The organism is Paenochrobactrum gallinarii (assembly GCF_014205685.1).
Taxonomy (GTDB): domain Bacteria; phylum Pseudomonadota; class Alphaproteobacteria; order Rhizobiales; family Rhizobiaceae; genus Paenochrobactrum; species Paenochrobactrum gallinarii.
Window position 1 is genome coordinate 21687 of the sequence record NZ_JACIIU010000012.1, and the last position, 24461, is coordinate 46147.

Here is a 24461-nt window from a genome sequence, read left to right on the forward strand (position 1 = left end):
AGTGAAGCGATCGTTATAATTTCCCCTCACTGTCCAGTTTATCGCCAACCTTGGCCGCCGCAAGTGGCTTAGGCTCATCAATTGGAAAAAAAGTATAGGAAAGTGTGATTGTTTTTACATCTTTCAGATCCGGATCATTAACAAAATCCGGATCAACGAAGAAAAGCACCGGCATTTCCATATCTTCGCCGGAAGCCAGTGTTGTATCGGTAAAGCAGAAACACTCCACCTTATTGAAATAAGCGCCGGCACGGCCAGGTGTCACATTAAAGGTTGCTCGCCCATAGGTTGGCCCGTCAGACTTATTGATGGCTTCATATTTTACCATCGTCGTCTCACCGATTTTCAGCTCTACCTCACGCTGAACCGGCTTAAAATCCCACGGCAGGCCACCAGCTGTATTGGCATCAAAACGAACTTTGATCGTTTGATTGAGGATTTTGTCAGAATATTGCTCAACACGCTGTGTCGTACCGCCGTAACCAGTAACCTGACAAAACAGTCGATAAAGCGGAACAGAGGCATAAGCTGCCCCCACCATACAGGCAAAAAAGCTTAGACACGCAAATGCGATAACACGGTTAGAAGTTTCCTTCTTGGCGTTTTTATCACCCTGCTGAATGCCCATTCTTCCCTCCCCCTTAATATTCGTTACATTGGCCGGATCAGTGCATTCGCACCAAGCTTGGCCCATGTGCCGACATAAACAATAACCACAAACAGCGCCAAGGCGATAGCCAGACCAACGGAACGGTTACGCTGTGCGCGCTTCTGCTTTTCTGTCGGCTTGATCAGTTCCAGCTCGTTGTTAGACGTGCTCATGCTATAACTCCAAATCCAACAAGGGCTTTATAAACCAGTACCTCTGCCAACAGTGTCGCAAACAGTCCTGACAGATAAAGCAGAGAAAAACGGAACAATTTTCTGGCACTCGCGATCATTGTTTCATGCGTCGGTGCGTGCAGCAAACGCCATGCATAATAAACAAAAGCCAGCCCCATAAGAATTGAAACGACACCATAGGTAAGACCGGCAAAGCCCAATACCCATGGCAAAACACCCACCGGCGCCATGATCAGCGAATAGCCGACAATCTGTCGCTTGGTGGAGGCTTCACCCTTCACATTCGGCATCATCGGGATGCGGGCAGCTTCATAATCATTACTCATGAATAATGACAGCGCCCAGAAATGCGGAGGTGTCCAAAGGAAAATGATCAAAAACAACACAATGCTGTCAAGGCTGATGGAGCCTGTAGCGGCTGCCCAGCCGATCATTGGAGGGAACGCCCCTGAAGCCCCGCCGATCACAATGTTCTGCGGGGTTGAGCGCTTCAACCACATGGAATAAATCACCACATAAAAGAAAATGGTGAAGGCAAGCAGCGCACCGGAAAGCCAGTTAACCAAAAGGCCAAGTGTCAGCACCGAGAGAACCGAAAGCGTCAGACCGAAAACCAACACTTGCTCTGGCGAGATCAGGCCAGCCGGTATCGGGCGGTTGCGGGTACGCTTCATGATGATGTCGATATCGGCATCATACCACATATTCAAAGCACCCGATGCACCGGCACCAACAGCAATGCAAAGGATGGTGATGGCGGCCAAAACCGGATTCATATGCCCCGGTGCTGCCATCAAACCAACAAAGCCTGTAAACACCACAAGTGACATCACACGCGGTTTTAACAGCGTGATATAATCCGACGCCATCGCCTCAGAGAGACGATATTCATTATCGGAACTTATATTTTTCTCAATCACAGACATGATAGACCAGGCTCTCATTTCCTAAGGGTTCACACCCTTCATTCCTCATTGAACGATTTAAGCCGGACAATGAATATTTTCGAAAAGCTCAACCGATTTACGAAAACATTCATTTATCGTCACTGTCGGCTTCCGGACGGCGATATGCCGCCCGGAAGTCTTATTAGTATTCTCTTATTTAATGCGTGGCAACTCTTCCCACTGGTGGAATGGTGGCGGCGATGACAGCTGCCATTCCAGCGTGGTTGCGCCTTCACCCCATGGGTTTGCACCTGCTTCACGCTTCTTCGCAAATGCTTCGAAGACGTTGTAAAGGAAGATCAGAACCGCAAAACCGGAAATGTATGAGCCGTAAGACGAAACCATGTTCCAGCCGGTATAAGCATCCGGATAGTCGATGTAACGGCGTGGCATACCGGCAAGACCTAGGAAGTGCTGCGGGAAGAAGATCAGGTTCACACCGATGAAGGTGAGCCAGAAATGCAGCTTCGCAGTAAACTCGCTATACATATAACCGGTCATTTTAGGGAACCAGTAGTACCAGCCCGCAAAGATCGCGAACACGGCACCCAGTGACAGCACGTAATGGAAGTGTGCAACCACATAATATGTATCGTGCAATGAACGGTCGAGACCAGCATTAGCCAACTGAACACCGGTCATACCACCAATGGTGAACAGGAAGATGAAGCCGATTGCCCAGAGCATTGGTGCGCGGAAGGTGATCGAGCCACCCCACATTGTAGCAATCCACGAAAAAATCTTAATACCCGTCGGTACCGCGATAACCATGGTTGCGAACACGAAGTAACGCTGGGTGTCGAGCGACAAACCGACAGTGTACATATGGTGCGCCCAGACGACGAAACCGACAACACCGATAGCAACCATCGCATAAGCCATGCCCAGATAACCAAAGATTGGCTTACGGGAGAAGGTTGAAATAATGTGGCTGACGATACCGAAGCCCGGCAAAATCAGAATATAAACTTCAGGGTGACCGAAGAACCAGAACAGATGCTGGTAAAGGATCGGATCACCACCGCCATCAGGTGCAAAGAATGCAGTGCCGAAGTTGCGGTCGGTCAGAAGCATGGTGATACCACCTGCCAGAACCGGCAAGGAAAGCAGAAGCAGGAATGCTGTAACCAGCACAGCCCATGCAAAAAGCGGCATCTTGTGCAGAGTCATACCCGGCGCGCGCATGTTCAAAATCGTGGTGATGAAGTTAATCGCACCAAGAATGGACGAAGCACCGGAAATGTGGATCGACAGAATGGCAAAATCCACTGCAGGACCTGGCTGGCCGGATGTTGAAAGCGGCGGATAAAGTGTCCAGCCACCACCTGCACCCCAACCACCGGCAGGACCCGGCACGAAGAAGGAGATCAACAACAACAGCAATGCCGGAGGCAAAAGCCAGAAGGAGATATTGTTCATACGCGGGAACGCCATATCAGGCGCACCGATCATGAGCGGGATCATCCAGTTGGCGAAACCACCGATCAGCGCTGGCATCACCATGAAGAAGATCATGATAAGCGCGTGCATCGAGGTGAACACGTTGAACATGTGCTTACCGGCATCCATTGCCGCATCACCTTCAACGCCGTAAACCATAGCAGCCAGACCGTGGAATATCTGAATGCCCGGCTCCTGCAATTCGGCGCGCATCGCAATAGACAAAGCGCCGCCGATAATGCCGGAGATAATTGCAAAAATAAGGTACAAAGTACCGATATCTTTGTGGTTGGTCGAATAGACCCAACGTACCCAGCCTTTTGGCTTGTGGTCGTCGTGTATGTCTTGAGCTGCTGTGCCAGCCATGAGATTGCTCCCGTTTCTCAACAGAGGTGCTTACCGGAATTAATTGCCGGCAGCTGCCACCTTATTTGTTGCCTGACCACCTTCAACAGCAGCCCTCAGCGCCTTATTGGCACCGTTTACGTCAGAAGCCGCCGCTGCCAACCAAGTTTCATAATTTGCCTTGGAAACAACACGGACTGCAATCGGCATGAACGCATGATCCTTGCCGCAAAGCTCGGAACACTGGCCATAATAAAGGCCTTCACGGTCAGCCTTGAACCAGGCTTCGTTCAATCGACCCGGTACCGCATCCATTTTCACACCAAAAGCCGGAATAGCCCATGAGTGAATAACGTCGGCTGCTGTAACCAGCAGACGGACGGTTTCACCAACCGGCACAACCACTTCATTATCAACAGCGAGCAGACGCGGATATTTCGCGATATCTTCTTTACCTGCATCAGCACGTTCGCCTTCCTGAAGCATCAGAGAATCAAAGCTGACTTGATTTTCAACCTGATATTCATAGCCCCAGTACCACTGATAACCGGTCGCTTTTACGGTCAGTGCTGCATCATCAGGCGAATATTGCGCTGTCAGAAGCTGAAATGACGGAATAGCAATACACACAAGTGCTATTACCGGACCAGTCGTCCAGATAACCTCAATCATGGTGTTATGGCTTGTTTTAGACGGAACCGGATTGGCACTGGCGCGGTACTTCAAAATGACCCAGAGGATCAGAAGAAGCACCAGTGTCGTCACCGGAATAATGAACCAGAGTGTATACTCTTCAAACCATTTTATCTGCTCCATAATACCGGTAGCAGGTTCTTGGAATCTGTATTCCCAATCGCGCGGCTGGTCTGCCTGCGCAGATATACTGGTCCACAGAAGTGCCAGAACACCAAATACGGTGCCCATTGATGTGGCAAAAATCTTTCTCACCAGAATTCTCTCCCATTGTAGCCTTTTGCAGGCTGGACGCCAGCTATCCCTACAAAAACAACCGCCATCCCCCATTTGGCGTTCAACCACACCTTAGCGCACACCGCAAGGAAGGCGAATATGTTATCATGCGGCATTTTTGCGCGTGACCATGTAAAATAAAGAAAAAATCCCTAAAGAGTTTCAATCAAAATCTTGTGCATAGTGGCGCAGTTTCGGCTCTTTTCTCACAATTCCGCCCTGTTTTAAGTCAATTTCAATAAAAATGCGCAACATCTCATTGGAAGTCTTATCATTTCGCCTTATTGAAGATGATAATATACTTTTTATGCCGGTACAGCGCCATAGTACCACGGTGATTCGATCTGGAGCTTCCATGACTGTTCGTAAAATTTCTCAGCAATTAGCAATTTTCTCTTTGTGTCTTGGTGGCATTTTTGCTGGTTCATCCAGCATCTCCCTTGCCCAGAACACCGCACAGCAGCAAGCGCCGACTGCTACCGAACAGACAAGCACTACGAGCACTGCGGGCAATCAAAAAGGTACGCTGCGCTCCAAACATGGTGAATGGTCAATCCTTTGTGACACACCGGCAGGAGCCCAGAACGAACAATGCGCCCTCATCCAGAATGTTGTCGCAGCAGACCGTCCTGAACTGGGCCTTTCCGTCGTCGTGTTAAAAACGGCTGACAATAAAGCACGCATCTTACGCGTACTGGCACCTCTCGGCGTTTTGCTGCCAAACGGCCTTGGCCTTAATGTTGATGGCAAAGATATTGGCCGCGCTTATTTCGTGCGCTGCTTTGAAGATGGCTGCTATGCAGAAGTCATCCTTGATGATGCTTTGATGAAAACCTTCCGTGCCGGCAAATCGGCCACATTCATCGTGTTCCAGACACCGGAAGAAGGCATTGGTATTCCTGTTGATTTGAAGGGCTTTGCTGAAGGCTTTGACGCTCTTCCTTAAACAAGCGGTTGTTCTTCACTGTTGAAACGCCTACATCCTGCAAATGTGATAAGTTTGCAGGATGTATTTTTATGAAAAGCCTGATTGATAGTTTTGACGCCAATCGCGACGATATTCAGCGTATTTTAAGCCAGACACTGCAAGGCAGCGATGATGGCGAGCTTTATCTGGAATATGGCGAAGCCGAATCATTGGGCTTTGATAATGGCCGGTTAAAAACCGGTGCTTTCAATCAGGATCAGGGCTTTGGTCTGCGAGCGGTTGCCGGTGAGGCCATTGGTTATGCCCATGCAGGTGAATTGTCACTTGCGGCATTAACACGTGCAGCGGATGCTGTTTCTGCTACCAGCCACGGCTATAGTGGACAATATAGTGCTGCACCGCTTGGCACCAACCGTCAGCTTTACACCGATGAAAATCCGATCGGCTCTCCGGGTTTTGATGCCAAAGTGCGGCTTCTCCAAGAGATTGACGCCTATTTGCGCGCCAAAGATCCAAAAGTGCGTCAGGTTTCCGTATCTGTTGCAGCATCCTGGAAACAAGTTGAGATTTTGCGTGCCGACGGCCATTTCGTGCGTGATGTGCGCCCGATGGTTCGTCTCAACGTGTCTGTTGTTGCAGGTTCCGGCGACCGTCAGGAAACCGGCTCTTTCAGCCATGGCGGACGTGCGCTGTTTGGTGAATTTATTGCAACTGACGCATGGCAATATGCAGCTGATGAAGCATTGCGTCAGGCACTGGTTAATCTGGAGGCCGTGCCCGCACCTGCCGGAACCATGGATATTGTGCTTGCCAATGGCTGGCCGGGTGTCATGCTGCATGAAGCCGTTGGCCATGGTCTGGAAGGTGATTTCAACCGCAAGAAAACCTCAGCTTTTGCAGGCCTGATGGGGCAGCAGGTTGCCTCTAAAGGTGTGACTGTTGTTGATGACGGCACCATCATGCAGCGTCGAGGCTCACTCACAATTGATGATGAAGGCACCCCAACCAATCGCACCGTGCTGATTGAAGATGGCAAGCTTGTTAATTACATGCAAGATCGCCAAAATGCCCGCCTGATGGGGATGCAGCCAACCGGCAACGGACGCCGCGAATCTTATGCCCATGCCCCTATGCCCCGTATGACCAACACCATTATGCTGTCCGGTGACAAAACACCGGAGGAAATCATCACGTCGGTCAAAAACGGTATTTATGCTGTCTCCTTCGGTGGCGGTCAGGTGGACATCACTTCCGGCAAATTCGTGTTCGGCTGCACCGAAGCTTATAAAATCGAAAACGGCAAAATCACTGCCCCTATTAAAGGCGCAATGCTGATCGGCAATGGTCCTGAAGCCATGCAGCGCATCACCATGCTAGGCAACGATTCAAAGCTGGATAACGGCACAGGCAATTGCGGTAAAGGCGGCCAATGGGTGCCTGTCGGCGTTGGCCAACCGCATTTGCGTATGGATCAGATGACTGTCGGCGGCACGGCTGTTTAATTTTAAAAAAAGCTTTTGTTTATAAAAATCAAAGCATAAGAGCGGTTTTCGATGAAAGTGATTCATGAAAACCGCTCTTTTTATTTTAGAGCATAATTCCTTAAACCTGGATCAGTTTAAGGTAAAATTATGCTCTAATTTTAAAGTGTTAGAGCGACCTTTGTGTGCCAAGTCTGGCAAACGGCGCTCTAATCAGCTATTCAGCACCATCGTCAGCTGTGCAAATGGCAATCCATCATCATCCGTTTCATCACGCTGAATGATTTCAAAACCATATCGCTGATAAAGTTTCACGGCCTTCTGATTACGTTCATAGACCTGCAATTCCAGATGTTTTTTCAAATCATGCGCATGTTGCAATAGTTTTAAACCATAGCCCTGCCCTTGAAAATCCGGATCAACAAACAGGCCACCAATAAAATTATCGATGAAACCAACAAAGCCAACCACCTGATCATCACTGACAATCACCCAGTTTTCCGCCTGTAAAAGATAGACATCTTTCATTAGCTGATGCTGATCTTCCAGCAATTCATACCCAAGAAAACCATGGGCGATTTTAGAGGCACGCAACCAAATATCGGCCGAACGCTCGACATCCCCTGCAACCATAGGGCGGATAAAACTTGTTCTTTCTTTCATGAAAGCACCTGAAGAGTTAATTATATGCGAAACTCACTACCCAAAATTCGGGCAATACTTATTGTGATTTTGAGCCCATGGCCAAAATCGAAAATCCGACAATAAGAACGCTGCGCATAAATCTCCTTCAGTTGAAGACAGCCGCTATCGGCTGTCTTTTTAAGATTAGAAGCGAAATCGCTGTTTAAGTCAACGAAATGTTCATCTTATTTCTTGGTCAGCAGAGCAACTGTTTCCACATGTGATGACCACAGGAACTGGTCAACCGGCACGATCTTGTCGATCTTATAACCACCTTTAACCAGAATGGATAAATCCCGCGCCAATGTCACCGGATTGCACGAAACCGCTGCAACTTTTGTGACTTTAGACTTTGCCAGTTCGCGCGCCTGCTCCTCAGCACCAGCGCGTGGCGGATCAAACACAACGCCCTGATAAGGCGTCAATTCGCGCACCAGAAGCGGACGACGAAACAGATCGCGACGCTCAACTGTCACCGGCTTCAAGCCCTGCACATGACGAATACCGCGATCAAGGGCTGCCAAAGCCGGCGCATCATTTTCAATGCAGTGAACGGCATTTTTCTCGGCAATACGCAAACCAAATGTACCAACACCGCAGAAAAGGTCGGCGGTCTTTTTAGACTTGCCCATATGTCTGGTGACAAGTTCCACCATCGTTTCTTCAGCAGCTTGCGTTGCCTGCAAGAAGCTGCCAGACGGAATATTGACCGGAACTTTGCCAAAATGAATAAGCGGCTTTTTGGGTTCAACAATAATTTCACCGTCAGAGGCAAGGCGCGCGAATTTATGCGCCACCACATATTCGGTCAAAGCAAGCCGTGTTTTGTCATCCGGCGAACCGCAGCCTTGTGCTGCAATATCAAGGCCGGAGGCTGTAACTGTTACCGCTAATTTAAAAGGCTTGGAACCGGGCGCGATGACAGAAGCAAGGCCGCGTAAATCTTCCAGCCGATCGGTGATTTCAGGCACGGCCACCACGCATTCAGAGATATTGATAATCTCGTGGCTCAAATGACGATTGAAGCCCAGCAGCATCGCACCTTCAGTTTTGCGGGCAGCAAAAACCACACGGCGGCGGCTATAAGGCGCACAAGCCACCAATGGCTCCGGTTCCACATCAATGCCAAAGCCTTTAAGCGCAGCCACGACGAGTCCGCGCTTCCACGCCTGATACGGTTCGGCCTGCCAGTGCTGCAAAGAACAACCGCCGCAATCTTCAAAATGCACACACACTGCGGCCTGACGCTCTGGTGAGGGCTCAAGCAAAGACATGACGGTGCCGCGATTTTTATCACGCGCAATATTGGCTACTTCACCCGCCAGTGTAAACGGCACGAAAACCTGACCATCGGCGGTCATGGCAACACCATCGCCGCCTGCGCCTACCGAGCTGATTGTTACGCGTGTGCTCATTGGTCTTTTATTCCTGCCAGTAAATATTCTAAATTACCGTCTCCGCCTTCAATGGGGGAAACACATATTCCAAATGCGCGCCAGCCGGCTTGCATATTCAGCCAATCGCGCAAATTCTCTGCAATAACGGGGCCTTGTGACGGATCACGCAGCAAGCCACCTTTGCCGATGGCCTCGCGTCCGGCTTCAAATTGCGGCTTCACCAGTAACACGCAAATGGCATTGGGAACCGCCAATTGCAATGCTTGCGGCAGAGCCAGTTTCAACGAAATGAAGCTGACATCAGACACCACACAATCAATCGCATGGCCATCCAGATGACTGAAATCCAAATGGCGGGCATTTAAGCCCTCATGATTGGTCACATTTTTATGGCACGCCAGACTTTTATGCAATTGATCATGGCCGACATCAACCGCCACCACATGAGCAGCACCGCGCTCCAGCAGTACTTGTGTAAAGCCACCAGTAGAAGCGCCGATATCAAGTGCAAAGCGACCCTTCACATCCAATTCAAAGTGATCGAGCCCTGCAATAAGTTTGAGCGCTGCCCGTGAGACATAGCTGCTTGCCGGATCATCAACACTTAAATCTGCGTTGCGCGCCACCAGCGCACCCGGCTTGGCAACCACCTGTCCGTCGACCTGCACAGTTGAACGTGCGACAGCATCCCGCGCACGCGAACGCGTGGCAAAAAGCTTTCGCTCAACCAATAGCTGATCGAGACGCAATCGGGCGGAAGGATCACTCATATCATTCATCGCGCTTTCATGACGCAGCCAAGCATTTTAAGCAAGTGGCCAATCGTCACAAAGCGGCATGATCAGGCGCGAAAAGGTGCGGCAATTTCCTCACGGCCAAGCGCGGCAAAAACTGCATGGACAATCCCTGCACGGTCAAGACCGGCATTAGCATACATGACTTCCGGCTTAGCATGATCCTGATACACATCCGGCAATGTCAGTGTACGGACCCGCAAACCGCCATCAAGCAAAGCTTCACGCGCCAGAAAATGCAACACATGCGTGCCGAAACCGCCGATTGCACCTTCTTCAATGGTGATCAGCACTTCATGCTCGCGCGCCAAGCGGCGGATAAGATCCTGATCCAGCGGCTTGGCAAAACGTGCATCCGCAACAGTGGTCGAAAGCCCGGCTGCATCAAGCACATCGGCAGCAGCCAAACATTCCTGCAAACGGGTGCCGAATGAGAGGAGCGCTATCTTGCTGCCTTCACGCACAATGCGTCCCTTACCGATTGCCAATACTGAGCCGCGCTCCGGCAGTTCAACACCGACACCATCACCACGCGGATAGCGGAATGAAATCGGGCCTTCGTCATATTCAGCGGCGGTGCGCACCATATGGCGCAGCTCTGCTTCATCGGATGCTGCCATCACCACAAAGCCCGGCAGAGCTGCCAAAAAGCCTGTGTCAAAGGAGCCTGCATGGGTGGCACCATCCGCTCCCACCAACCCCGCGCGGTCAATCGGGAAACGAACCGGCAGATTTTGCAAGGAAACATCATGCACAACCTGATCGTAACCACGCTGCAAAAATGTCGAGTAAATCGCGGCAAATGGCTTAAAACCTTCACTTGCCAGACCTGCGGCAAAAGTCACCGCATGTTGCTCGGCAATACCGACATCAAAAGTCCGGCTTGGAAAAGCCTCACCAAAAAGATCAATGCCGGTTCCACCCGGCATAGCCGCAGTGATCGCTACGATTTTGTCATCGTGGCGTGCTTCTTCAATCAGGCTGGTGCCGAAAATTTTGGTATAGCTTGGTGCATTTGCCGGTGGTTTGGCCTGCGCCCCTGTAATCACATCAAACTTGTTCACGCCGTGATATTTGTCTGCGGCCGCTTCTGCCGGCGCATAACCTTTACCCTTTTGGGTCACAACATGAATAAGGATCGGCCCGTCTTGCATGTCACGGACATTTTTCAATACGGGAAGCAAATGATCAAGATTATGACCATCAATCGGCCCGACATAATAAAAGCCAAGTTCTTCAAACAGTGAGCCGCCTGTCCAGAAAGCACGTGCATATTCTTCAGATTTACGCGCTTTATCCTGCAAGAATTTCGGCAGTTTTTTAGCCAGTTGCTTGGCATTTTCACGCAGTGAACGATAGGTGCGGCCAGATACGAGGCGTGCCAGATAGGCACTCATCGCACCTGTCGGCGGGGCAATCGACATATCATTATCATTGAGAATAACGATCAGGCGGGCATCCAGCGCACCGGCATTGTTCATGGCTTCATAAGCCATACCAGCCGACATTGAGCCATCACCGATCACCGCGATGACGTTACGTGCATCACCTGAAAGTTCGCTGGCCACAGCCATGCCGAGGCCGGCCGAAATCGATGTGGAAGAATGCGCCGCGCCAAACGGATCATATTCACTTTCAGAGCGCTTGGTGAAACCCGAAAGCCCGTTTTCCTGACGAAGGGTGCGGATACGATCACGACGCCCTGTCAGAATTTTATGCGGATAGGTCTGATGCCCCACATCCCAGATAATACGGTCATGCGGTGTATCAAACACGTGATGCAAAGCAACCGTCAGTTCCACCACACCAAGGCCAGCGCCCAAATGACCACCTGTTGTCGAAACAACATCAATCAGTTCGGCACGCAACTCATCGACCAGTTGCGGCAGTTCTGCTTCGGGCAGATCGCGCAAGTCTGAAGGGATGTTCACCTGATCAAGTAAGGGGGTGACAGGTCGTGTCATGATAATTCTCCGCCTATTTGGACACCTGCCTATAGAATCCATAAGATTATGGCAAGCTTCAAAGGTCTGACAGCCTTAATTGGTGGGCTTAGTAGCATGACAGAGCTTTTATCCTAAGGCTTATTTCTAAGCTGTTACTTATTCCGGCAGGGTATCATTTGCTGGCTGTACTCCAACAAGATACATTCTGCCGCTTCACTCCGGCAGGGGCACGAACTCTTCTTCATCGCCGGGAACTATATCGAACTTTCCGGTGCGCCACTCTTCTTTTGCCTGCTCAATGCGTTCTTTTGATGATGAAACAAAGTTCCACCAGATATAACGCTTTGAATTCAGACTTGCGCCGCCAAACAGCATAATATGCGCCGAACCTCCATTAGCACCCGGTGCAGCATTCACGATAATGTCATCGCCCTCACGAAAGGCAAGCAGCTGATTGGAGCCGAAAACATCGCCGGCAATATTCACACTGCCATCCAAAATATAAATCGCACGCTCTTCAGCCACCGCCGGAATATGGAAGCGTCCACCCGCCTCAATCCGGATATCGGCATAAAGCGTATCGCTATATTGATGCACGGGTGATTTCAGCCCATGTAAACCGCCCATAATCAACCGACCGGAAAAGTCTTTGTCACGCATTTCCGGCAAATCAGCTTTGGTCGTATGGGCAAAATCCGGCTTCATATCTTCCAAGTGTTCCGGCAGCGCCAACCATGTCTGCACACCGGAAATGGACAATGGCGGCCCGCGCAATTCTTCCGGCGAGCGTTCGGAATGCACAATGCCGCGTCCGGCAGTCATCAGGTTCACATCACCCGGCGAAATCACCATTTCTGTGCCGAGACTATCTCGGTGTTTGATATGACCATCAAAAAGATAAGTGACGGTAGAGAGCCCGATATGGGGGTGTGGCTGCACATCAAGCGCATCACCGGCACGCAAAATGGCAGGCCCCATCCGGTCAAAGAAAATGAAAGGCCCGACCAAGCGACGCTTGGCGGTTGGCAAAGCACGTCGCACTTCAAGCCCGCCAACATCACTGGTGCGCGGAATAATCAAAGTTTCAATCAGATCGACAGCCTTTTTATCGCCAATGGCCGGATCTTCACCGGGGAAAAAGCTCATGCTGCAACCTCTCATTTTAAAGAAGCATTATCATCATGCAGCATATTCAATGCTGCATGATCTCTGAAGTGGATATGTGGGAATTATCAGAACAAGCACAAGTGCTTTAACTGAACTGGCCTTAGTTTTAAGGCTGTTTTTGCAAGAGTTGTGCAATCTCATGCATATCCGGCACCTTGCCATTAGCCGTCAGCTTATCGATAACACCTGGCAAAACATTGGAAAGCTGTGCCAGCAATTCCTGCTCGTTAACACCAGCCTGCTGGGCAATTTCGCTTAGTGTTTTCTGGCCGATAGCACTGCCGAGTTCATCGGGTTGAATGGCGGCATTTTCGCCCTGCCCCAACCATGATTCCACCTTGCTGCCGTGACCGGCCTGCGTCAGCTGATCCAGCAATCCGCCGAGGCCACCGGAAAGAACACCACCAAGCCCTGTAGTACCGCCAGCGGTTGGCGTTGAAGCAGCCGCACCGCCCGCGGCACTGGCCAGCAACCCGCCAAGACCACCCAATACCGCGCCGAGCAAGCCACCGGAATTATTGTCTTCCGTTTGAGGTTGTACAGGCGGTTCAATGGTCTGCGCTTCATTCGTTTCATCATGCTTGCCGCTCAGCATACGCCCGACCAGCAACGCGCCAAGCGCCACTAAAACTGGCTTTGCCAGACTACCGCCCGGCACCGGAGATTTAGGTGAATTATTGTCAGACATTCCCATGATAAAAAACTCCTGTGGCTATAATTTAATAATCTATAATGCTTGATCCTATGCCAATATTCGGATCTGGCAAGTATTATGCCTTGCCAATCTGATAGTGTTGTGAAAATTTCTGCTCTGTATCCATCGCATTGCCTATTTTTTAGGAGAAAACCAATGTCTATTATAAGTTGGATTATATTAGGTCTCGTTGCAGGCTTTATCGGCAGTAAAATAGTGAATAAAAGTGGCCAAGGTATGTTGTTTGACATCGCTTTGGGCATTTTCGGCGCCATCATCGGCGGGGTGGTGTTCACCGCCTTCGGCGAGCAGGGTGTCACAGGATTGAATATTTACAGCCTGATTGTTTCCGTCGCCGGTGCGATTATCGTATTGGTGATTTATCATGCCATCACCGGCAAACGCACTTTAAGATAATCACCTATAGATTATTTTTATAATGATCCGGCCATAAACGCCGGATCATCTTTTCGAACCAAACTGCCAGAGTGTAAATGCAATATATTGAACCCTATTTGGCATCTTATGGAGCCCTGGCTCTTTTTATCATTATCTATTTTGAATCTTTCGGCGTACCAGTGCCGGGAGAAAGCGCGTTGATTGCCGCTTCTCTTCTCGCACTCAAAGGCAGTTTAAGCTTGCCAGCCATATTGATCGCTTGTTTTACTGCTGCGGTACTGGGTGACTGCACCGGCTATCTGATCGGACGCTTTGGCGGGCGCAAATTATTAGAGCGTTACGGCAGCCATATCAAACTCACACCTGAACGCCTGCAAAGCTTTGAAGAACAGTTTGAAAAACGCGGCATTTATATGGTCGCCACAGCGCGTTTTGTTGTCATCCTGCGCCAGCTTAACGGCATTATCGCCGGTTCCATGCATATGCGTTTTTCGCATTTTTTAGGCGCTAATATCATCGACGCACTCGGCTGGACTGCCGTTTGGGGTGCAGGCCCCTATCTGTTTGGCGGGACGCTGGCACCCCTAGCGGCTTATATTAAATCTTTATGGAGTTAAGCCGGATCAAGCGGCTCGGTACCCACCGCCTGACCATCACGGCCAATGCGGATTTTTTCAACTTTATCTTCAGCCGATTTCAGTAATGTATCGCAATGTTTTTTTAAAGCTTCGCCGCGTTCATAAATGCGGATAGATTGCTCCAGCGGAACATCGCCACGTTCCAGATCTTCAACAATACGCTCCAGCTGCTCCATCGCCTGCTCAAAGCTCATTTGTGCAATATCTGCGTTCTGCTGTTCTGCATTCATTTCGCTCATCCTTCCATCAGGCGTTTAATATGTGCTGCTGCCGACACTGACAGACCCTGCAAATCATAACCGCCTTCCAATATGCTCACTAAACGATTAGCGCAAAAACGATCTGCCCGCTCCATAATTTTGCCGGTTACCCAGTCAAAATCACCTTCATCCAAGTTTATTTGCGCCAGCGGATCAAGATAATGCGCGTCAAAGCCCGCAGATATCAGGATTAAATCGGGACGGAAATTATCAAGCGCCGGCAAAATACGGGTCTTGATTGCCTCACGAAATTCTCGGCTTCCGCTCTCAGGCGATAAAGGCGCATTAACGATATTGCCAAGCCCTTGCTCATTCTTATGTCCGGTGCCCGGAAAAAGCGGCTCCTGATGGGTGGAGCAATAAAGTACGCTTTTATCATTTTCAAAAATTGCTTGCGTACCATTGCCATGATGCACGTCAAAATCAATGATCGCGACCCGTTCTGCCTCATAGCGCTTTTGTGCATAGCGGGCGGCAATGGCGGCATTGTTAAAGAAACAAAAACCCATTGCCTCTTCCGGCTCGGCATGATGACCAGGCGGACGTGACGCAATAAACACATTATCTGCCTGACCGCTAAATACATCATCAACGGCTGCATTGGCCGCGCCAATCGCCGTTAAAGCTGCCTGCCAGCTTTGCGGGCTGACATAAGTGTCATTGGCAATTTTAATGATCGGTTCAGGCTTGTCTGATCCCGCATCTGCATCATCAAAAAGCGGGATCTGATTTTTAATTATCTCGGCATATTTTTCACTATGCGCGAAAAGGATGGTCGCTTCATCACCAAATGGTGCTTCCACCCTCTCAAGATTATAAAAGTCACCCTCATCCAGCATGCTCAACAAAGCGCGAAGGCGATCCGGCCGTTCAGGATGACCAGCCGGTGTCAGATGCTGGAGAAAAACATCGTGCCAATAAAGCCGTGTCGCCATAGAGAAAACCTCTTAAAATTCAGTGATTTCTATAAAAACACGGAGAATTTGATTCAGCGGCCGGTCTGGCCGCGATGGCGCAGATAATGATCGGCTATTGCACAGGCCACCATTGCCTCACCAATCGGCACGGCACGGATACCGACACACGGATCATGACGACCTTTAGTCACCACATCCACTTCCTTACCATCTGCATCAACTGAGCGGCGCGGCGTCAAAATGGAAGATGTAGGCTTCACTGCAAAGCGGGCAACTACCGGCGCGCCGGTTGCAATGCCACCCAAAATGCCGCCGGCATGGTTGGAAAGGAAATGCGGATTACCATCCGCATCCACGCGCATTTCATCGGCATTTTGCTCGCCGGTTAAACGGGCAGCTTCAAAACCATTGCCAATTTCAACGCCTTTAACTGCATTGACAGACATCAGATTGCTGGCAATATCCTGATCGAGTTTGGCATAAAGCGGTGCACCAATTCCGGCTGGCACACCTTCAGCCACCACTTCCAGAATAGCGCCAACGGAAGAACCGGATTTGCGAATACCATCAAGGTAATTGGCAAACACTTCAACCGAACCGGCATCAGGTGTGAAGAACGGATTATTATCCACTTCATTCCAATCCCAGCGGCTGCGATCAATATCATGCACCCCCATGGCAACCAATGCGCCGCGCACTTTCAACCCCGGAACGATCTTGCGGGCGATAGCACCGGCGGCCACACGGGCTGCCGTTTCACGTGCTGATGAGCGTCCGCCACCGCGATAATCACGAATGCCATATTTGACATCATAGGTGTAATCGGCATGACCCGGACGGTACTGACGGGCGATTTCGCCATAATCTTTTGAGCGCTGATCGGTGTTTTCGATCATCATCGAAATCGGTGTGCCGGTGGTGGTCATGGTCACGCCATCCTCACCCAGCATCACGCCCGAAAGCACGCGCACCTGATCCGGCTCGCGGCGCTGTGTGGTATATTTAGACTGACCCGGTTTACGCTTATCGAGATAAGTCTGGATCTCTGCCTCAGTAAAAGTGATGCCCGGAGGACATCCGTCAACAACACAGCCCAAAGCTATCCCATGGCTTTCACCCCATGTGGTAACGCGGAAAAGATGGCCGAAACTATTGTGAGACATGTGTGCTGCCTGAATTATATGTGCCGGTACAATATGACTGAACTGGTTTTATGAAGCTTTTGCCTCAAGGTCAAACAAGCGACAATCAAATGCTGCCATTTCAGTACTATTTCCCTGATTTAACCCCGTTAAAACTCTCATTTTGACACAATATACAGGCAAACAGAGACAATCCAATCTACGACTAAAATTGAGTAAGTCGCTGGCACAGCAAAATGTTATCATAAAATATTCTGACCGTGCCGCAATGACCGAATCGCAGCAACCGGTCAGCAACACAAAAAAGAGGCGCAGACATGCAATATCTATTCGGCCTTGCCTTTATTATTGTATCGCTTTTCACCACCAGCGTGATGGCAGAAGATGTCGAGGGTAAAATACGCTCCATCGATGAAGCCAATGAAACCATCACACTTGATGACAATAAACGCTACCAACTGCCTGACGAGTTTGACTACAGCTTTATCAAACCGGGCATGAAGGTTATCATTCTTTATGATCAGGTGGATGATGTGCGCTATGTCACCGACCTGCAAGATGCCCCTTGATTGTGAGAATTTACATCACAGCTCTGCGCGTATGAGCGGCAGAGCTAACCTTCACATTTTTTAAAAGATATTTTCATGGCAGCAATCAGCCAAGCATTACCGGCAGAAGCCCAGCTTAGGCAAGATTTAAACCGTGTCGGCGCAGCTCAATTTACAAAGAATGATTATAAATCCGGCACGATCAGACATATTGTTCTGTTTCGCTTTAAAGCTGATGTGACAATAGCGCAGAAAGATCAGATCGTTGCAGAGTTTAAAAACCTGCAACAGCACTGCCTGCGCGATGGCAAGCCCTATATTCAATCCATCTCTTTTGGCGAACAGATAAGCGGTGAATGTGTGAGCCAAGGCTTCACGCTTGGCTTTATTGTCACGTTTAACTCCGAGGGCGACCGTAATTATTATGTCGGAGAACCGCTGGTTCATAACCCGCAATTTTACGATGCCACCCATCACAATTTCAAAAAGCTGATCGACCCCTTGCTTGATATTCAAGGAGCGCTTGTTTTTGATTTTCGTGACTAGTTAAAGAAATTTAGTGCCAGCTCAGCTGGCCATTTTCCAGCTTCAGGATTTTATCCTGCGGAATCATCAGATTGGCTGCATCATGGCCGTCCAAACCACCATAGACATGAAACAGTGTGCGAATGCAGCCGCCATGGGTCACGCAAACAGTTTTCTGATCAACAGTCGCAATCCATTTCTGGATGCGCTCTGACAGCATCTGATAGCTTTCAGCAAATTCACCCGGCGGCACAAAGTTCCACTTGTCGTGGGCACGCTCATGGATGAGATCATCGCGTTTTTTCGCGATATCTTCCAGCATAAAGCCCTGCCAGTCGCCAAAATTGACTTCCATCAGCAAAGGGTCGGTGCGGTATGCGGAAGGATCAAGCTCCATACCACGACGGATACGCTCCATCGTTTCGCGCGTTCTGCGCAAAGGGCTTGCAACAAAATCAAAACCGTCGGCAGTGCCGATCAGTTCTTTCAGCATCAACCCGTTCCGGTCGGCCTGAGATCTGCCATTATCATTAATGTCGATATCAAGCTGACCCTGAACGCGTTGTGAAACATTCCAGTCAGTTTCGCCGTGACGCGAAAAGTAAATAATTTCCCGGGTCACAGCGACACCTTTAATCTTTAATGACAGAAATATCCGGAGCGTCGACAGCTTTCATGCCAACGACATGATAGCCCGAATCTGCGTGATGGACTTCGCCGGTCACCGAACGGGAAAGATCTGACAAGAAGTACAGACCGACATCACCCACTTCATCAATGGTCACGGTACGACGCAGTGGTGCGTTATACTCGTTCCACTTCAGAATGTAGCGGAAATCACCAATGCCGGAAGCAGCAAGCGTCTTAATCGGACCTGCGGAAATCGCATTAACACGAATGTTCTGCGGGCCTAAATCCACTGCCAGATATTTAACGCTGGCTTCAAGAGCAGCCTTTGCCACGCCCATAACATTGTAGTTAGGCATAACTTTTTCTGCACCATAGTAGGTCAGCGTCAAGATGGAGCCGCCGTCCTTCATCAGTTTTTCTGCACGACGCGAAATCGCTGTCAGCGAATAAACTGAAATCAACATGGTGTTGTTGAAGTTGGCTTCTGACGTGTCGACATAACGACCTGTCAGCTCATCCTTATCAGAGAAGCCGATAGCATGCACGACGAAGTCAAGCTTGCCCCACTTCTGTTCCAATGTTTCAAAAATTGCATCAATGCTGGCACCATCAGCAACATCACAATCGCCGCAAACAAATGCGCCCAATTCTGCTGCCAGTGGTTCTACGCGCTTCTTAAGAGCATCACCATGATAGGTGAAAGCCAGTTCAGCCCCCGCCTCATGAGCAGCTTTTGCTATACCCCAGGCGATTGACCGATTATTGGCTACGCCCAAAATCAATCCGCGTTTGCCTTGCAACAACCCAGACTTTGCGGTCATACACCGGTCCTCATCGAAATTTTTCACTACTTGCCCTATTGCACAGCTAGGCTCAAGGTTCAAGCAATGTGAGTGAAATGACATGAAAAAACAAATCCTCACGATCATCATTGCTGGTGATGATGAGGATTCATTCCTATGAAATCCTTAAAAAATGCCGGTTCAAAGCGGAACCGGCATTTTCCAAGGCACTATGATTTAGTTGAGTAACGTAATAAAACCATTCACTTTATAAATTCAAGCACAAGTTTGCGTGAATACTGCATGATTATTGCCTGATTTTATTACGAGGCATCTGCTTTCTCAAAAAATGTTTTCAATGCTTCATCGCCGTTTTCTGGCAGCATCAAACGAATATGTACAAACAAGTCAGCATGTCCACCTGTTTTGACCGGTAAACCTTTGCCTTTCAAACGCAGTACTTTGTCAGAGCTTGACCATGCCGGAATTTTAACCGCGAGACGTCCGGTCAGTGTTTCCACTTCCGCACGACCGCCAAGCACTGCCTCTTTAATGCTGACCGGTAGATCCAGATGCAAATCACGACCCTTCACTTCAAAACGCGGATGCGTCTTGAATTTGACCGTCACCATCGCATCACCGGCGACACCACCCATGGGTTGCTCGCCCTGCCCTTTCAGGCGGATCACCTGTCCGTCTTCCACAAAGGCCGGTAACTTAATCGCCAGATTTTTGCCGTTCGGGAAAACAGCTTCAACCTTTTCGGCGCCCATCACCTGCTCAAGGCTCACAAAAATCGTGGCCGCAAGATCAGCCCCCTTGGCTGGACGACTGGCGCGTTGGCGTGCGCCACCAAATCCGCCGCCAAAAATCTCGCTGAAAATATCTTCCGCACCGCCAAAGCCGCCTGCTTGTCGGAAGCCACCTTGCCCAGCGCCCTGACGAAAGCCTGCAAACGGGTCACCACCACCGCCTCCACCAAAACCTTGATAGGCAGGTTTGCCTTCAGCATCAATCTCGCCGCGGTCAAATTGCGCACGGCGGTCTTTATCACCAATGATTTCATAAGCCTGATTGATCTCAGAAAATTTAGTCTGAGCCTGCGGATCATCTTTATTCTGATCCGGATGATATTTTTTCGCCAGCTTACGAAATGCAGATTTAATTTCTTCGGGCTTCGCAGATTTAGCGACGCCCAACACGCTATAGGGATCGCGCATATACACCCTCTCTCACGAATGATAGATAAAATAACATAGTTAAATCATATATGCGCATCATAGCCGCAAAGTTCCAGATTTATTCTCCGAAACGCGTAAAAAATGACAGGTTAAGTGCAAATAAAGCGCAATAATTACAAAGGTGCGAAGGATTTCAGCACCCAATCGCCAGTTTTTCGCATGCAAGTTTCACCGCGATAGAGCGAAACACCGTTAAATGCCTGTCGTGATGTTTCAAATTCACGGCACAGACCATCCGTTTTCTGCACCTCAGAAACCTGATTAATCACGCCCTGACTGCCTGTATCGGGATTTGCCCATGGCACCGGTTTCATGCCCCATGTGTTGAAATCAAGTCCCGACACCACATTGCGGATGGCATTGCGGTCGGAAAGCGTTTCATTGTCCGTATCCGGCTGTTGTGAAGGTGTAACTGAACCTGTTATGGATGATGCATCAGGAACAGCACTTTCGATACTGACACCACCCATCGCGCAACCTGTCACAAAAATCAGGCTGCACAAGGCCACCCAACGATAGCATTTGGGTGCGATCGAAGGTACGAAACTTGTCTTTAACATAAGGTGCGCATTACGGCTGACCAATGCGTTTCCTTTTTTTGGTGCGATAAAGGCGTGATTATGAGCGATAGCAAGTTAACGAATGGTGACTTTACGCAAGCTTCCGAACCATTTCAACTGTTTGGTGAATGGTTGAAAGAAGCAGAAGCTTCTGAACCGAATGACCCGAATGCCGTAGCAGTTGCAACCGTCGACGAAAATGGCATGCCAAATGTACGCATGGTTTTGCTCAAAGATTTCGATGAACGGGGCTTTGTTTTTTACACAAATTACGAAAGCCAAAAGGGTCGTGAAGTGCTTTTTGCCGAAAAAGCCGCCATGTGTTTCCACTGGAAATCCCTGCGCCGTCAGGTGCGCGTCCGCGGACCGGTTGAAAAAGTAAGCGACGCTGAAGCCGATGAATATTATGCATCGCGCGCCCGCGGCAGCCGTATCGGCGCCTGGGCTTCCAAACAATCGCGCCCGCTGGAAAGCCGTTTCGCCTTAGAAAAAGCGGTTGCTGAATACACTACACGTTATGCAATCGGCTCAATTCCGCGCCCCGCATACTGGTCAGGCTTTAGAATCCGTCCGACATCCATTGAATTCTGGCATGATCGTGCATTCCGTCTGCATGACCGCGTGCAGTTTACGCGTCCTGACCCGGAATCAGATTGGCAATCTGCCCGTCTCTACCCGTAAAACGCAAAAAATTAAGCCGCTCAAATGAGCGGCTTAATCACAAACCAAAGTGAGCCGAAAACAAGCCCTGCAAAAATCAAAAATCCGACAATGTGATTGGATTTAAACAAATGCAGGCACTGATCCGGATTATCAATATCCAGCACTCTGATCTGGCGGAACATATGCGCCGCTGCCGCAAGCAATCCGGCTAAAGCCGGCATCGGCACTTCGGCAACCGCAAAAGCTGCCGCAAAACAAATCAATGCACCGCCATAAAGCACAAACAAAGCCTGTTTTGTGCGGCTGCCAAACAAACGCGCGGTTGAGCGTACGCCCACCAGCGCATCATCTTCCTTATCCTGATGAGCATAGATGGTGTCATAGCCGATGACCCACATGATCGAGCCGATATAAAGCAGCACGGGTGCCAGTGCGAGGCTGCCACGATCAGCTGCCCAGCCCATCAGCGCGCCCCATGAGAAAGCAAGCCCCAGCACAAATTGCGGCCAGTTAGTGATGCGCTTCATAAACGGATAGGCTGCAACAATCGCCAGAGAGCCGACGCCCAACCAAATAGAAAACCAGTTGAATTGCAAAACAACCAGCAAACCAACCAATGCTTGCAGAACCAGAAAAATCTTGGCTTGTTTGCGGGTTACCTGCCCTGACGGCAAAGGACGCGAACGGGTGCGATCAACTTGATCGTCTATATCCTGATCCACCAGATCATTATAGGTGCAGCCTGCACCGCGCATCGCAATTGCGCCAATAGTGAACAAAATAATGTGCCAGATGGAAGGCAGGACACTCCAAACGCTTTCAACGCTTGTTGCATCCACATTGGCAAGCCCTGCGCCGGCCACCAAAGCGGTTGACCACAGACACGGCCAAAGCAACAACTGCCAGCCAATCGGGCGATCCCAACGTGCCAGCTGCGCATAAGGCCAAAGCGTTGGCGGAAGTATTTTATAAGCCCAGTGACCGGACGGCGCATCCTTAACGCGACCACGGACATCCCGTGATTGAATATGCTGATCTGCTTTTGATGACGCCATAATGCGATCTGTCCTGTTCAAAATTTTTAAACTTTTGCGGTTGAGCATACCAAAAGCATGAAAAATCTTTGCCTTTGGCCTTGCCCGTCTGCCCATTCGTCAATAGACAACCAGCAACATACTCTCTTATTACTGATCAAGCGAAGATGGAGCAAGTTATGAAAGTCCTGTTGATTGGTTCCGGCGGACGTGAACATGCCTTAGCATGGAAAATCTCAGCCTCACCACTGCTTGATAAACTCTATTGTGCACCGGGCAATCCCGGTATTGCTGACCATGCTGAACTGGTTAGCCTCAATGTAGAAGACCACGATGCGGTGGTTGCATTTGCCAAAGAAAAAACAATCGACCTCGTCGTTATTGGCCCTGAAGCACCGCTTGTTGATGGTTTGAGCGATTCTTTACGCAAAAACGGCATCCGCGTGTTTGGCCCTTCACAAGGTGCAGCACAGCTTGAAGGCTCCAAAGGCTTTACCAAAGACCTTTGCGCCCGTTTCAACATTCCAACTGGTGCTTATGGCCGCTTCAACAATGCGCCCAAAGCTAAAGCCTATATCCGCCAGCAAGGCGCACCAATCGTGGTGAAAGCTGACGGCCTTGCCGCTGGCAAGGGCGTGGTTGTTGCAATGGAGCTGGAAGATGCGCTTGAAGCAGTTGATGCCTGCTTTGAAGGGGCTTTTGGGCAGGCTGGCGCAGAAGTTGTCGTGGAAGCCTATCTTGATGGTGAAGAAGCAAGTTTCTTCTGCCTCTGCGATGGCAAAACCGCTATTCCTTTCGGCACCGCACAAGACCACAAGCGCGTGGGCGACGGCGACACGGGGCCGAATACCGGCGGTATGGGTGCTTATTCACCAGCGCCGGTGATGCCTGCCGAAATGGTTGAGCGCACCATGAAAGAGCTGATCGAACCAACCATGCGCGGCATGGCAGAGCTTGGTCATCCGTTTTCGGGCATTCTCTTTGCCGGTCTGATGATCACCAAAGACGGCCCGCAACTGATTGAATATAACACCCGCTTTGGCGACCCTGAATGTCAGGTACTGATGATGCGCCTGCAATCTGACCTCTTGGAACTTCTGACAGCTTCTGCTGACGGCAAACTTGATGAAGTCAGCCCGACATTTTCAGATGAAACTGCACTGACAGTCGTCATGGCGGCCAAAGGCTATCCGGAAGCACCGCAAAAAGGCAGCGTGATCAAAGGCCTCGACGAAGCCGCCAAAACCGAAGATGTGAAAATCTTCCATGCAGGCACCGCGCTGAAAGACGGCAATCTTGTTGCCAATGGCGGTCGCGTTTTGAATGTGACAGCCACCGGCAGCTCAGTGAGCGAAGCCCAGACCAAGGTTTATGAAGCGATCGAAAAGATCGACTGGCCAAATGGTTTCTGCCGCCGCGACATCGGCTGGCGCGCCATTATCCGCGAGCAAGAGCAATAAGTTTAAAATCCCGCCCCGAAAAGGCGG

General features: G+C 49.9%; 27 protein-coding genes. 8 read left to right on the forward strand and 19 right to left on the reverse strand.

Going from position 1 to position 24461, the window contains the following annotated elements:
- Nucleotides 1-13 precede the first annotated feature (13 nt).
- The 5 genes from FHS77_RS11415 to coxB form a co-directional block, all read right to left on the reverse strand.
- The gene (locus FHS77_RS11415; RefSeq protein WP_184223458.1) at nucleotides 14-628 is read right to left on the reverse strand and encodes a cytochrome c oxidase assembly protein; all 615 of its coding nucleotides are present in this window, start codon (nucleotides 626-628) and stop codon (nucleotides 14-16) included.
- Nucleotides 629-651: 23 nt separating this feature from the next.
- Nucleotides 652-822, reverse strand: a complete 171-nt coding sequence (locus tag FHS77_RS11420; protein WP_184223460.1) for a hypothetical protein — start codon at nucleotides 820-822, stop codon at nucleotides 652-654.
- Complete coding sequence (locus FHS77_RS11425; protein WP_184223462.1) at nucleotides 819-1769, reverse strand: heme o synthase; 951 nt, start codon at nucleotides 1767-1769, stop codon at nucleotides 819-821. The genes FHS77_RS11420 and FHS77_RS11425 overlap by 4 nt, the downstream gene beginning before the upstream one ends.
- Before the next feature lie 174 nt (nucleotides 1770-1943).
- Entirely contained in the window at nucleotides 1944-3596 is a 1653-nt protein-coding gene (gene ctaD / locus FHS77_RS11430) for a cytochrome c oxidase subunit I (protein WP_184223463.1), read from the reverse strand.
- Nucleotides 3597-3635: 39 nt separating this feature from the next.
- On the reverse strand, nucleotides 3636-4523 hold the full coding sequence (coxB, locus tag FHS77_RS11435) for a cytochrome c oxidase subunit II (RefSeq protein ID WP_445482854.1): 888 nt from the start codon (nucleotides 4521-4523) through the stop codon (nucleotides 3636-3638).
- A 376-nt stretch (nucleotides 4524-4899) separates the two neighbouring features.
- Here coxB and FHS77_RS11440 point away from each other — a divergent pair, with 376 nt between their 5' ends.
- Both FHS77_RS11440 and tldD read left to right on the forward strand, forming a co-directional pair.
- Nucleotides 4900-5490, forward strand: coding sequence for an invasion associated locus B family protein (locus FHS77_RS11440; protein ID WP_184223465.1), 591 nt, complete (start codon nucleotides 4900-4902; stop codon nucleotides 5488-5490).
- Nucleotides 5491-5561: 71 nt separating this feature from the next.
- The gene (tldD, locus tag FHS77_RS11445; RefSeq protein WP_184223468.1) at nucleotides 5562-6974 is read left to right on the forward strand and encodes a metalloprotease TldD; all 1413 of its coding nucleotides are present in this window, start codon (nucleotides 5562-5564) and stop codon (nucleotides 6972-6974) included.
- Between the two features lie 192 nt (nucleotides 6975-7166).
- Here the strand turns inward: tldD and FHS77_RS11450 are convergent, their stop codons facing one another.
- The 6 genes from FHS77_RS11450 to FHS77_RS11475 form a co-directional block, all read right to left on the reverse strand.
- Complete coding sequence (locus FHS77_RS11450) at nucleotides 7167-7616, reverse strand: GNAT family N-acetyltransferase (RefSeq protein WP_184223469.1); 450 nt, start codon at nucleotides 7614-7616, stop codon at nucleotides 7167-7169.
- Nucleotides 7617-7822: 206 nt separating this feature from the next.
- Nucleotides 7823-9052, reverse strand: a complete 1230-nt coding sequence (locus FHS77_RS11455; protein WP_184223471.1) for a class I SAM-dependent RNA methyltransferase — start codon at nucleotides 9050-9052, stop codon at nucleotides 7823-7825.
- A complete protein-coding gene (locus FHS77_RS11460) occupies nucleotides 9049-9813 on the reverse strand; it encodes a TlyA family RNA methyltransferase (protein ID WP_184223473.1) in 765 nt (254 codons plus the stop codon). Before FHS77_RS11460 ends, FHS77_RS11455 begins: the two co-directional genes overlap by 4 nt.
- 62 nt (nucleotides 9814-9875) lie before the next feature.
- A complete protein-coding gene (dxs, locus tag FHS77_RS11465; protein WP_184223475.1) occupies nucleotides 9876-11792 on the reverse strand; it encodes a 1-deoxy-D-xylulose-5-phosphate synthase in 1917 nt (638 codons plus the stop codon).
- 195 nt (nucleotides 11793-11987) lie between these two features.
- Nucleotides 11988-12920, reverse strand: a complete 933-nt coding sequence (locus FHS77_RS11470) for a pirin family protein (protein ID WP_184223477.1) — start codon at nucleotides 12918-12920, stop codon at nucleotides 11988-11990.
- Nucleotides 12921-13047: 127 nt separating this feature from the next.
- Nucleotides 13048-13635, reverse strand: a complete 588-nt coding sequence (locus FHS77_RS11475) for a YidB family protein (protein WP_184223479.1) — start codon at nucleotides 13633-13635, stop codon at nucleotides 13048-13050.
- A 156-nt stretch (nucleotides 13636-13791) separates the two neighbouring features.
- On the opposite strand from FHS77_RS11475, the gene FHS77_RS11480 reads away from it, so the two are divergent.
- Nucleotides 13792-14052, forward strand: coding sequence for a GlsB/YeaQ/YmgE family stress response membrane protein (locus FHS77_RS11480; protein ID WP_184223481.1), 261 nt, complete (start codon nucleotides 13792-13794; stop codon nucleotides 14050-14052).
- A gap of 77 nt (nucleotides 14053-14129) precedes the next feature.
- Nucleotides 14130-14651: a DedA family protein gene (locus FHS77_RS11485; protein ID WP_184223483.1), complete on the forward strand. Its 522-nt coding sequence runs from the start codon at nucleotides 14130-14132 to the stop codon at nucleotides 14649-14651.
- On the opposite strand, the gene FHS77_RS11490 is transcribed toward FHS77_RS11485, so the two are convergent.
- Genes FHS77_RS11490 through aroC form a run of 3 tightly spaced genes read right to left on the reverse strand, consistent with a single transcriptional unit; the run spans nucleotide 14648 to nucleotide 17012 of the window.
- Nucleotides 14648-14902 (reverse strand): exodeoxyribonuclease VII small subunit, encoded by a 255-nt coding sequence (locus FHS77_RS11490; protein ID WP_184223485.1) that lies wholly within the window; start codon nucleotides 14900-14902, stop codon nucleotides 14648-14650. The genes FHS77_RS11485 and FHS77_RS11490 overlap by 4 nt on opposite strands.
- Nucleotides 14903-14907: 5 nt before the next feature.
- The gene (locus FHS77_RS11495; protein ID WP_184223487.1) at nucleotides 14908-15867 is read right to left on the reverse strand and encodes a histone deacetylase family protein; all 960 of its coding nucleotides are present in this window, start codon (nucleotides 15865-15867) and stop codon (nucleotides 14908-14910) included.
- Nucleotides 15868-15920: 53 nt separating this feature from the next.
- Complete coding sequence (aroC, locus tag FHS77_RS11500; RefSeq protein WP_184223489.1) at nucleotides 15921-17012, reverse strand: chorismate synthase; 1092 nt, start codon at nucleotides 17010-17012, stop codon at nucleotides 15921-15923.
- 296 nt (nucleotides 17013-17308) lie between these two features.
- On the opposite strand from aroC, the gene FHS77_RS11505 reads away from it, so the two are divergent.
- Nucleotides 17309-17560 (forward strand): DUF1344 domain-containing protein, encoded by a 252-nt coding sequence (locus tag FHS77_RS11505; RefSeq protein WP_184223491.1) that lies wholly within the window; start codon nucleotides 17309-17311, stop codon nucleotides 17558-17560.
- A 75-nt stretch (nucleotides 17561-17635) separates the two neighbouring features.
- Complete coding sequence (locus tag FHS77_RS11510) at nucleotides 17636-18085, forward strand: Dabb family protein (RefSeq protein WP_184223493.1); 450 nt, start codon at nucleotides 17636-17638, stop codon at nucleotides 18083-18085.
- Nucleotides 18086-18095: 10 nt separating this feature from the next.
- Here FHS77_RS11510 and FHS77_RS11515 read toward each other — a convergent pair whose 3' ends face one another.
- From FHS77_RS11515 to FHS77_RS11530, 4 genes are all read right to left on the reverse strand, one after another.
- Nucleotides 18096-18686 carry a histidine phosphatase family protein gene (locus FHS77_RS11515; RefSeq protein ID WP_184223495.1) on the reverse strand — a complete coding sequence of 197 codons (591 nt, stop codon included), beginning with the start codon at nucleotides 18684-18686 and terminating at the stop codon, nucleotides 18096-18098.
- 10 nt (nucleotides 18687-18696) lie between these two features.
- Entirely contained in the window at nucleotides 18697-19515 is an 819-nt protein-coding gene (gene fabI / locus FHS77_RS11520) for an enoyl-ACP reductase FabI (protein WP_184223497.1), read from the reverse strand.
- Between the two features lie 284 nt (nucleotides 19516-19799).
- Nucleotides 19800-20696 (reverse strand): DnaJ C-terminal domain-containing protein, encoded by an 897-nt coding sequence (locus FHS77_RS11525; RefSeq protein ID WP_184223499.1) that lies wholly within the window; start codon nucleotides 20694-20696, stop codon nucleotides 19800-19802.
- A 134-nt stretch (nucleotides 20697-20830) separates the two neighbouring features.
- Nucleotides 20831-21277: an RT0821/Lpp0805 family surface protein gene (locus tag FHS77_RS11530; protein ID WP_246431308.1), complete on the reverse strand. Its 447-nt coding sequence runs from the start codon at nucleotides 21275-21277 to the stop codon at nucleotides 20831-20833.
- Nucleotides 21278-21337: 60 nt separating this feature from the next.
- Here FHS77_RS11530 and pdxH point away from each other — a divergent pair, with 60 nt between their 5' ends.
- Nucleotides 21338-21958, forward strand: a complete 621-nt coding sequence (pdxH, locus tag FHS77_RS11535; RefSeq protein WP_184223501.1) for a pyridoxamine 5'-phosphate oxidase — start codon at nucleotides 21338-21340, stop codon at nucleotides 21956-21958.
- Between the two features lie 20 nt (nucleotides 21959-21978).
- Here the strand turns inward: pdxH and ubiA are convergent, their stop codons facing one another.
- On the reverse strand, nucleotides 21979-22995 hold the full coding sequence (gene ubiA / locus FHS77_RS11540) for a 4-hydroxybenzoate octaprenyltransferase (RefSeq protein ID WP_184223503.1): 1017 nt from the start codon (nucleotides 22993-22995) through the stop codon (nucleotides 21979-21981).
- Between the two features lie 158 nt (nucleotides 22996-23153).
- Between ubiA and purD the strand changes: the two genes are divergently transcribed.
- A complete protein-coding gene (gene purD / locus FHS77_RS11545; protein WP_184223505.1) occupies nucleotides 23154-24434 on the forward strand; it encodes a phosphoribosylamine--glycine ligase in 1281 nt (426 codons plus the stop codon).
- The last annotated feature ends 27 nt before the right edge of the window (nucleotides 24435-24461 follow it).

Excerpts from the sequence above, each read along its gene's own strand:
- FHS77_RS11530 (WP_246431308.1), bottom strand. The coding sequence starts at position 21,277 with ATGTTAAAGACAAGTTTCGTACCTTCGATCGCACCCAAATGCTATCGT.
- FHS77_RS11450 (WP_184223469.1), bottom strand. The coding sequence starts at position 7,616 with ATGAAAGAAAGAACAAGTTTTATCCGCCCTATGGTTGCAGGGGATGTC.
- FHS77_RS11415 (WP_184223458.1), bottom strand. The coding sequence starts at position 628 with ATGGGCATTCAGCAGGGTGATAAAAACGCCAAGAAGGAAACTTCTAAC.
- tldD (WP_184223468.1), top strand. The coding sequence starts at position 5,562 with ATGAAAAGCCTGATTGATAGTTTTGACGCCAATCGCGACGATATTCAG.
- aroC (WP_184223489.1), bottom strand. The coding sequence starts at position 17,012 with ATGTCTCACAATAGTTTCGGCCATCTTTTCCGCGTTACCACATGGGGT.
- FHS77_RS11505 (WP_184223491.1), top strand. The coding sequence starts at position 17,309 with ATGCAATATCTATTCGGCCTTGCCTTTATTATTGTATCGCTTTTCACC.
- FHS77_RS11475 (WP_184223479.1), bottom strand. The coding sequence starts at position 13,635 with ATGGGAATGTCTGACAATAATTCACCTAAATCTCCGGTGCCGGGCGGT.
- FHS77_RS11485 (WP_184223483.1), top strand. The coding sequence starts at position 14,130 with ATGCAATATATTGAACCCTATTTGGCATCTTATGGAGCCCTGGCTCTT.
- dxs (WP_184223475.1), bottom strand. The coding sequence starts at position 11,792 with ATGACACGACCTGTCACCCCCTTACTTGATCAGGTGAACATCCCTTCA.
- FHS77_RS11525 (WP_184223499.1), bottom strand. The coding sequence starts at position 20,696 with ATGCGCGATCCCTATAGCGTGTTGGGCGTCGCTAAATCTGCGAAGCCC.
- FHS77_RS11425 (WP_184223462.1), bottom strand. The coding sequence starts at position 1,769 with ATGTCTGTGATTGAGAAAAATATAAGTTCCGATAATGAATATCGTCTC.
- FHS77_RS11470 (WP_184223477.1), bottom strand. The coding sequence starts at position 12,920 with ATGAGCTTTTTCCCCGGTGAAGATCCGGCCATTGGCGATAAAAAGGCT.
- purD (WP_184223505.1), top strand. The coding sequence starts at position 23,154 with ATGAAAGTCCTGTTGATTGGTTCCGGCGGACGTGAACATGCCTTAGCA.
- pdxH (WP_184223501.1), top strand. The coding sequence starts at position 21,338 with ATGAGCGATAGCAAGTTAACGAATGGTGACTTTACGCAAGCTTCCGAA.
- FHS77_RS11490 (WP_184223485.1), bottom strand. The coding sequence starts at position 14,902 with ATGAATGCAGAACAGCAGAACGCAGATATTGCACAAATGAGCTTTGAG.
- FHS77_RS11510 (WP_184223493.1), top strand. The coding sequence starts at position 17,636 with ATGGCAGCAATCAGCCAAGCATTACCGGCAGAAGCCCAGCTTAGGCAA.
- ctaD (WP_184223463.1), bottom strand. The coding sequence starts at position 3,596 with ATGGCTGGCACAGCAGCTCAAGACATACACGACGACCACAAGCCAAAA.
- FHS77_RS11455 (WP_184223471.1), bottom strand. The coding sequence starts at position 9,052 with ATGAGCACACGCGTAACAATCAGCTCGGTAGGCGCAGGCGGCGATGGT.
- ubiA (WP_184223503.1), bottom strand. The coding sequence starts at position 22,995 with ATGGCGTCATCAAAAGCAGATCAGCATATTCAATCACGGGATGTCCGT.
- FHS77_RS11440 (WP_184223465.1), top strand. The coding sequence starts at position 4,900 with ATGACTGTTCGTAAAATTTCTCAGCAATTAGCAATTTTCTCTTTGTGT.
- FHS77_RS11420 (WP_184223460.1), bottom strand. The coding sequence starts at position 822 with ATGAGCACGTCTAACAACGAGCTGGAACTGATCAAGCCGACAGAAAAG.
- FHS77_RS11480 (WP_184223481.1), top strand. The coding sequence starts at position 13,792 with ATGTCTATTATAAGTTGGATTATATTAGGTCTCGTTGCAGGCTTTATC.
- fabI (WP_184223497.1), bottom strand. The coding sequence starts at position 19,515 with ATGACCGCAAAGTCTGGGTTGTTGCAAGGCAAACGCGGATTGATTTTG.
- FHS77_RS11460 (WP_184223473.1), bottom strand. The coding sequence starts at position 9,813 with ATGAATGATATGAGTGATCCTTCCGCCCGATTGCGTCTCGATCAGCTA.
- FHS77_RS11495 (WP_184223487.1), bottom strand. The coding sequence starts at position 15,867 with ATGGCGACACGGCTTTATTGGCACGATGTTTTTCTCCAGCATCTGACA.